Source organism: Candidatus Eisenbacteria bacterium (genome assembly GCA_030017955.1).
GTDB lineage: Bacteria > Eisenbacteria > RBG-16-71-46 > JASEGR01 > JASEGR01 > JASEGR01.
Genome location: JASEGR010000100.1, coordinates 1 through 8,178 on the forward strand (window position 1 = coordinate 1; position 8,178 = coordinate 8,178).

The window sequence follows — 8,178 nt, forward strand, 5'->3', positions numbered from 1 at the left end:
GTCGGCCACGACCCCCTCATACCCCCTGGCAGTGTGCCTTATGAAAGGCCCTGCATTTCGTAAAGTTATCTCTGGGACGGCACACTAGAAGGCCTTCCTCCTCATTTAACCTTGGCTCTGTTCGCAAGCGGAGACATCGCTTTCAACCTTTCAACAATCTTTGGAAAAACCTCCAGGAGAAAATCGACTTCCTCCTTTGTGTTTCCTCTTCCAAGACTGAAGCGAAGAGAGCTCTGAGCCCTCTCGGGCGGAACACCCATGGCGACGAGAACGTGCGAAGGTTCAAGAGAACCGGATGTGCACGCAGACCCGGACGAGACGCCGATCCCTTCCATATCGAGACTCAAGATCATGGATTCACCTTCGACCGTCCCGAATGAGAGGTTTGTCGTCCCGGCAAGTCTCTTCGCGGGGTGACCGTTCAGAGTCACGCCGTCAATTCTCTCCAAGATTCCCTTCTCAAGCCGGTCTCTCAGCTCTCTCACAGTCTTCTGCTCGGCTTCGCCTTCCCCCATGGCAATTTCGCAGGCTTTTCCAAGTCCGACAATCCCTGGGACGTTCTCAGTCCCTGCCCTTCTCCCCTTCTCGTGATGCCCGCCTCTCATAGTAGCTTCGATCCTGACACCGTTCTTCATAAACAGCGCGCCGATCCCTTTCGGCCCGTTTATCTTGTGTCCTGAGAGTGAAAGAAGCTGAACCCCGAGTTCACGAACATTTGTCCTCATCTTGCCGACCGTTTGAACCGCGTCTGTGTGAAAGAGAACTTGTCGTTCGTTCAGTATCTTGCCTATTTGCTCTATGGGCTGGATGGTCCCTACTTCATTGTTTCCGTGGATGATGCTCACAAAAATTGTGTCCTTTTCAAGTGCCTTCTTGACGTCTTCGGGGTCTACAATTCCGGACTTGTCAACGGGAATTGCCGCAATCCGAAATCCCTCTTTCTGAAGGGCAGTTGCGGTATTCAGGATTGCGTGATGCTCGATCGAACTTATCGCAATGTGCTCGCCCTTTTTCCTGAGAGCCCTGGCTGCCCCAACCAGGGCAAGGTTGTCGGCCTCAGTCCCTCCGCTCGTGAAGATAATCTCGCCCTTGTCGCATCCGAGAATAGCCGCAACATTCCCTCTCGCGGCCTCGACCGCGCTTCTTGCCTCCTGCCCGAATCCGTGAATGCTCGACGGGTTCCCAAACTTCTCCTTGTAAAATGGAAGCATGGCTTCCAGAACGTCTGGATGAACAGGCGTTGTAGCATTGTGGTCAAAGTAAATGCGCCTCACGTTACTTTCCTCCCCCTATTTCTATCCGGCACTCTTCCAGAAAACGGGACTGCACCACTGTTTTTCCCGCCTACAGAGAGCACGACACCAGGTATCCGTCCTTCAAACGGGTTCTTGTCCCCCGCACTTCCTTCTTCAGGTCTTCAAGCGTGATTTCATCGAGCACTCTTGATATTTCGCTCCCGAGCTTCACCATGATGAGCCTCGAAACACAGTCCTCAGCCCTTCCGCACTTCACATGGGATGAAGATGCGCAGGCGCATGATCCGAGCTCAAGCGGTCCCTCGACAGCTCTCAAGATGTCACCGATTCTTGTCTTTCGCGGCGAAGTTGAGAGATTGTAGCCTCCCTTGACTCCGCGGATGCTCTCCACGAGCCCGGCTTTTCTCAGCCTGGCAAGCAGGTGCTCAAGATATTCAAAAGGTATCATCTGACTTCTTGTCAAGTCTTTCGCTGGAACAGGACCGCTTCCGTGTCTCAGTGCAAGCTCAAACATTGCTCTTATCGCGTACTTTCCGGCAGTCGAGAGTTTCATATTGGCATCCTTACTTAATCCTGACTGTTTCAGTCAGAATTACACGATACAAAAAGGCCGCATCTGGGCCATCGTACAATTCCCCTGCCCTCAGGTTCAAACAATCTTCCGTTACTCCATATTCCGGTCCGGGCGGCCCGTACCGCCCCCGAGAACTCCTCACCACGACTTCCCGCTACTCTTGTATCTTCGCCGGGGGCTACTCTGTCTTTCTTCTACTCTAGCGTTTCCTTTCTTTCTTCTTTTTCTCGAACTCCCGCCGGTCGATGAGAGACTGCTGTCTCTTTATCATGGTCTCGGCGTACTGACCCCACTGGGCATCTCCTGATGCTTTTGAGAACATTTGTATCGCCTCTTCGAACTTGCTCTGCAGCTCAAGCGCTTTCCCCCAGGCGCAGACCAGGCACGCGGAGTTGGGATCCTTCTCAATTCCTTTCGAGGCAAGAGCTATTGTCTTTGCCGGCAGGTTTTTCTCATTATATATCTGCGCCAGGCTGCAATATGCCCCTCTGTAATCGGGGTTCCCCGCGATTATTGTCTCGAACTCAGCCGCGGCTTTGTCAGTCTGTTTGGCTCTCTGGTAGGCATTTGCAAGAATGAATCTGTCGCCATCTGATTTCGGATCCAGCACAAGGACTCTCCTGCAAACCGCTATTGCCCTTGGATAGTTCTCCAGCTTCATCGAGACCGATGTAAGGTTTCTCGCAGCAGATACGTCGGACGAATCCGCAGCGAAGATTTTCTCAAAGACATCGGCGGCTTCGGCAAGAAGGTCGTTTTCCATGTAGAGTGTGGCGAGACTCTTGAGAGTCTCCAGGTCACGCGGCCTGATCTCAAGAGATCTTTCATAAGCCATGACCGCGTCTGCAAATGAGCCTTTCTTGGAGTAGATGTAGCCGAGATTCTTATAGATCTTGTCATCGTCCGGAGTCTTCCTTACAACCTTAAGGTACTCCTCCACTGCTCTATCCAGACTGTCGCTGACCAGGTAGAGATAGGCAAGTCCTGCCCGGAACTGGGCATCATCCGGGAATGTCCTCAGCACGTTAAGATGCTCGGCGATGGCCTCCTCATTCTTACCGGCCTCTTTGAGCGCTATGGCCAGTCCCTTCTGTGCATCAACATAATTTGGGACCTTCTCAAGTGATTGTCTGAAGAGCGCTATTGCACCTTCGTACCTCCCTGCAAGGAGCGAGTCTTTGCCGGCCAGGGCAAACTTCAGCGCCTCTTCTTCCTCGGTAGCAACCGGCAGGGCGACAGGTTTCGGCCCTTTCTGGGCAGCACATCCCGGCAGGAAGAGGACGACAACGGCAAACAATAGGATGGATATTCTAAGTGCGAGTCTCATTCAGGCTCCTTTCTGTTCATGTTCAGACTAATCTAACAAATCCTCTTCCCAAAAATCAAGCACGGAGAAAACAAAAGCGGGGATGACGCGGATGACGCGGACCGGATAGCTCCCTCATCACAGCCGGGGTCACTTGGAAACTACAGTCTTGAGAATCTCTCCGTTTCTGTCAAAGCTTACTTTCACAATCTTCCTTATCCGGTCGCCTCTCTGTGTCACAACGACTTTCTCAAACCTTGCGACGTACATCTTCACCTGTTTCTGCTTTGTCACTGTCCTTGATTTTTGCAGAGTGGCCACGAGTTTCCTGTCGACTCTAGAGAGCGCTGAGATGACGGCTTCAGCCGGAGCCGCTATTCTTTCTTCAACAACCGGCTCCACCCCTGAAAGCTCGGGATACTTCTTGGCAATCTGACTGGTCACCTTCTTCACAATCTCTTTTGAGACCATATTCACCCTCGCTAGTGCTGTGTCACATAAGTTCGCGAACTTATTATGCGGTGCCCCAGCACTTTCACAGGGGCTATCGCCCCTATGACATTTCGAAACTTGCCACGGGCAACTTTCGCAACTGTAACCCCTTAGGGGGTCGGCCACGACCCCCTCATACCCCCTGGCAGTGTGCCTTACGAAACGTCCTGCATTTCGTAAAGTTATTTCTAGGACGGCACACTAGAATATCATAGAGCCAAGCGGGTTTCCGTAGAGAACGAACTGGAGCAGCGTCTTCTTGTCATCTTCATCAAGGTACCCCTGGCTCAACAGGAGCTCTGACGCCATCTCGGCCTTCGCCCTTGCGAGAGCATCCCCGAAGAGGGCTCCCGCTTTCACCTGTTCCAGAAACTTTGAAGAAAGAAGATCAGCTTCACCAAGAGGAGGTCCTTCTGAGCCGTAGGAGACCGTCGTTGAACCCAGAAGTCCGGCCGCTTTCCCATGCATGAATTGAAGGCAGATCGAGTTTGAGGACTCCTTGCCGGCTTCGTATCCGCCATAACAGGCCTCGGTCACGACGAGCGAGTTCCTCACATTCCCGGCCGCTATTATTTCGGGACTCAGCGCTCTCGGAAACTCGCTTCCATCCTGGCCAAACCAGAACTTATCCTCCTTTGAGCCGTGAAGATTGAAATAGTTGAGGCCACTGCCCTTCAGCCAATTGCTCATGAAGGTCCTCGTGTTAAGCGGCGGAGAAAGGAAAATGTCACCACTCCGCTTGGCCATTGAGAATACCTCTTCCGAAGCGTCTTCCCACACCTTCGCAGAGTAGCCCAGGGCCTCCTTTTTGGACCGTATCGGGCTGGAGATCTCCATGACCTCAAGTTCCGAAAGAAGAAGCGAAACGTCTCCTTCATTTCCGCAGGGAAGCCTCCCGAGAGACCTTTCTGGAACAAGCCATTCATCAGGCTCGTTCCCTGGGTGGGAGGAAGCATAAGGATTGTCCGAGAGCACCTCTTCGTCGCTGTCAACCGCCGGGTTCTTCAAGGAATAAAACGGGATAACATTGTGCCCTCCAAGCAGGAGAAAATACCGTTTTCCCGGTTCCTTTGATGCAAGCTTGAAATCTATTGAATCAAGGGCCTTCTTTGTTCCTCCGGGATTGATCTTCTTCGATGGCTTCAGGCCGAACTGGCTCACGGAGTCCGTGTCCAAATAGAGACAGATAACGTCGATCTTCCTGGATGAGAGCGTAGAAACAAGCCTTTTCAGAGATTTGTCAATCTTCGAGAACCCTTTTTCGCCGAAGAGATCCAGAAGGGCGTTTCGTGACGAGACGATTACGAGGAGCTTCCTTCTCTTGATTTCCTGGATTCTTTTCTTCAGTGTGACGGCATCCTTCCTGCGTGCCGGCCGTGAAGGTCCGAGGCTCAGAAAGTCCTCGATGTCCTTCAAGCTTCTCGAGAAAAGATCCTGAGGGGATAAGATACCTTGCTTGACCAATGCATCCGAGACATTGGGGTTAAGCCTGAAGGATTCGCTCAGGTCAAGCGTCGCCTGGATATGGACCAATTTGAAGATTGAGATGCCGGTTTTTCTGGAGAGTGAAAGAGCGTCCAGCTGCAGAACTTCCCTAATACTCGTGATGCCGGCTTTTGAAAACCTCGCAAGGGCGGAGGAACCGATACCCGGGATTCGCGTCAGTTCCTGTTCTATCTCCTTAGAGGAGGGCACGGGTAACTTGCCTAGCGCTCTCCAACGAGCTCTTTGACAGTCTTCACATTGTCTTTCGCAGTGACTGCCACAGGAGAATCAGGAGCAATCAAAACGACCTTTTCCCACATCCTTCTCGCCTCCCGGTACATCCCCGCGTCCGCGAAGGCAACGCCGAGATTGTAGTACGCCTGAAAGCACTTGGGGTCATCACCTATCGCCCGCATGAATTCACTCACTGCCAGGGAATACCTTTTCTCAGAGTAGTAGGTGTTTCCCAGATTGCTCCTTGCAAGCGGATCTTTCGGATTCCTTATCAACACTTTTTGCAGAATCTCAATTGCGTCAGAAGCCCTGCCCACTTCATTGAGAAGCGCCCCCAGATTCGTGTAAGCTTCAGAGAGTTTGGGGTCAAGTCTGATCGCCGTCCTGTATTCGCGTTCTGCATCTCCAGGTTTGTCCCGGTCGTAGTACGCATTCGCGAGCTCAAAATGATTGCGTGCATTCAGACTGTCCGATATCACGAGTTTCTCGTACTTCGAGATCAATTCATCCGGACTCAGCGGTTTCTCCTTCTTGGCACCAAGGCAAAGACCCGGGAGGAGAAGCAGGAGCGCCGTTACCGCAGCCGGAAATCCAAATAATGAGATCTTCTTCATGGCAGAGGCTCCTTTTCTGTATGCGATTCTAGGAGTGCCTATCTCAAGAACGGTAGCTCAAGTGTTCCGTTTAAGTCAACAGCGAATTCGGGGACACATGACACAATTCCAATTGTGAATTCTCCGCACTCGGCGGGCAACCACTGCGGTGGTCTGGGATGAAGTGACTTTCCTGAGCACAGGAATCAAGCGATGTCTCCCCGAACAGAAAATGACTTCAGAGCGCACTCGTGTGTAGAAAATCCAGTGATCTGTACTGTATGGCCTCGCTGACATGCTGGACCATGACTTTGTCACTGCCGGCGAGATCGGCGATCGTCCGGGCAACCTTCAGGATTCTGTGATAGGCTCTCGCGCTCAGACCGAGCCGTGAGAATGCCGCCCTGAGAAGTTCCTGGGAATCGCTCCCCAACGGCACAAACTTCGAGATATCATTTTCGTTCATGGCAGAGTTTGTGACTGCTCTCCCGTCGTTCCCAAACCTTGCTTCCTGCCTTCCCCTTGCAGTCCCGACCCTTTCCCTTATGAGTTCAGACGTTTCCCCTGAAGCTCTACCCAGAAGCTCCCCAAATCTCGGCGGTCTCACATGAATATGAATGTCAATCCTGTCAATGAGGGGGCCGGATAGTCTCCCGAGGTAGTTTGTTATTTGAAGCGGCGTGCATCTGCACTCCCTGGTCTCATCGCCAAGGTAGCCGCAGGGACAGGGGTTCATGGCCGCGACAAGCATTGTCGAACAGGGGAAGGTCACAGCGTACGCCGCCCTGGTCACTAGCACCCTGCCCTCTTCGAGGGGCTGCCTCAGGGACTCAAGGACATTTCTCTTGAATTCCGGGAGCTCGTCCAGAAAGAGAACCCCCCTGTGCGCGAGGCTTATCTCCCCGGGCCCTGCAAGTCTCCCGCCGCCGATCATTCCTGCATCACTTGTCGTATGGTGCGGGGATCGAAAAGGTCTCCTGAGTCCGGTGCTTCCAAGCTTTCCGAGCTTCGCCGCAACGCTGTAGATCTTCGTCACCTCAAGATTCTCCTCTTTTGTGAGAGGTGGGAGAACGGACGAGAGCCTTCGCGCAAGCATGGTCTTTCCGGCACCAGGCGGGCCTATCATGAGAACATTGTGCCCGCCTGCCGCGGCCACCTCCAGGGCCCTTTTTGCATACTCCTGCCCTCTTATGTCGCTCATGTCTTCGTTCTCAGTTTCCGGCTCAGCCGCTCTCGGCCTGACTTTCGTCAGAAGCTCATTGCGTGAAATCCGGCCGGACAAAAACTCGACGACTTCCTTCAGGTTCCGAACAGGAACGGTCTCGACGCCGTCCACAATCGATGCTTCCTCTGCGTTCCTGTGAGGCACGATGATCCCGTTCACTCCATTCTCTTTTCCTGCAATTGCGACAGGCAGGACTCCGCGCACAGGCCTCAGTCTCCCATCAAGCGCAAGCTCACCCAGGATAATGTATTCGCTCAATTTGTCAGCCGCGAGCTGACCGCTCACAGCAAGGATTCCAATGCTTATGGGCAGATCAAACGATGCACCTTCCTTCCTGACGCCGGCCGGAGCAAGATTTACGGTGAGCCTCTTCGAAGGAAAACTAAATCCCGAGTTGAGAATCGCGGCCATCACTCTCTCCCTGCTTTCTTTCACTGCGACGTCAGGAAGCCCGACAGTCGAGAAGGCCGGAAGTCCTCTTGTGAGACAGGCTTCAACTTCGATGAGGAAGCCGTCACATCCGGAAAGTGCGCCTGTGAGAACTTTCGACAAACTCACTGCTTTCATCCTCGACGTGCAAGAAATGACCGAAGGGCCAAGGGCCTGGAACCCGCACTGTAATTTGAGGAAGAGAATCGTGGGAAGAGACCAGGGAGAGATGATTGCAAGCGATGGGGTTATTTCTTTCAATACTTATGATTTGCCATCTGCGCCGCACAGTCAAGACAAAAATCTGGCAAAACCGTCGGCCAAGGATGGCAAAAATAGGTGACTGTCACTATTTTCCTCCAAATTCTCGTAACAAACTCTTGACTCACGCCCAGGTTTCCTGCTTCCATTACCCACGGTGGTGTACTCCTTTCTGCCGGCTAGTACCGGCGGTTCGTGGAATTCAAGCTTGAAAGAGTACACCGCCTTCTTACTTATTTACACACCTTTTGGTTATATCTCTCCATATCTAGCCTGCTTTATGCATAAACTTACATGAACATGGTATCGAGTGCCACAAGTTA

7 protein-coding genes are annotated in these 8,178 nt (G+C 52.6%); all 7 read right to left on the reverse strand.

Translation table 11 applies throughout. The features are described from left to right. Positions 1-101: 101 nt before the first annotated feature. Positions 102-1,274 carry a cysteine desulfurase NifS gene (nifS, locus tag QME66_11905; GenBank protein ID MDI6809667.1) on the reverse strand — a complete coding sequence of 391 codons (1,173 nt, stop codon included), beginning with the start codon at positions 1,272-1,274 and terminating at the stop codon, positions 102-104. A gap of 70 nt (positions 1,275-1,344) precedes the next feature. After that, on the reverse strand, positions 1,345-1,809 hold the full coding sequence (locus QME66_11910) for an Rrf2 family transcriptional regulator (GenBank protein MDI6809668.1): 465 nt from the start codon (positions 1,807-1,809) through the stop codon (positions 1,345-1,347). 220 nt (positions 1,810-2,029) lie between these two features. Next, positions 2,030-3,157: a tetratricopeptide repeat protein gene (locus tag QME66_11915; protein MDI6809669.1), complete on the reverse strand. Its 1,128-nt coding sequence runs from the start codon at positions 3,155-3,157 to the stop codon at positions 2,030-2,032. Between the two features lie 129 nt (positions 3,158-3,286). After that, positions 3,287-3,607 (reverse strand): hypothetical protein, encoded by a 321-nt coding sequence (locus QME66_11920; protein MDI6809670.1) that lies wholly within the window; start codon positions 3,605-3,607, stop codon positions 3,287-3,289. A gap of 222 nt (positions 3,608-3,829) precedes the next feature. After that, complete coding sequence (locus tag QME66_11925) at positions 3,830-5,323, reverse strand: helix-hairpin-helix domain-containing protein (GenBank protein ID MDI6809671.1); 1,494 nt, start codon at positions 5,321-5,323, stop codon at positions 3,830-3,832. An 11-nt stretch (positions 5,324-5,334) separates the two neighbouring features. After that, positions 5,335-5,961 carry a tetratricopeptide repeat protein gene (locus QME66_11930; GenBank protein MDI6809672.1) on the reverse strand — a complete coding sequence of 209 codons (627 nt, stop codon included), beginning with the start codon at positions 5,959-5,961 and terminating at the stop codon, positions 5,335-5,337. A 217-nt stretch (positions 5,962-6,178) separates the two neighbouring features. Next, positions 6,179-7,723, reverse strand: coding sequence for a YifB family Mg chelatase-like AAA ATPase (locus tag QME66_11935; protein MDI6809673.1), 1,545 nt, complete (start codon positions 7,721-7,723; stop codon positions 6,179-6,181). Between the last annotated feature and the right edge of the window lie 455 nt (positions 7,724-8,178).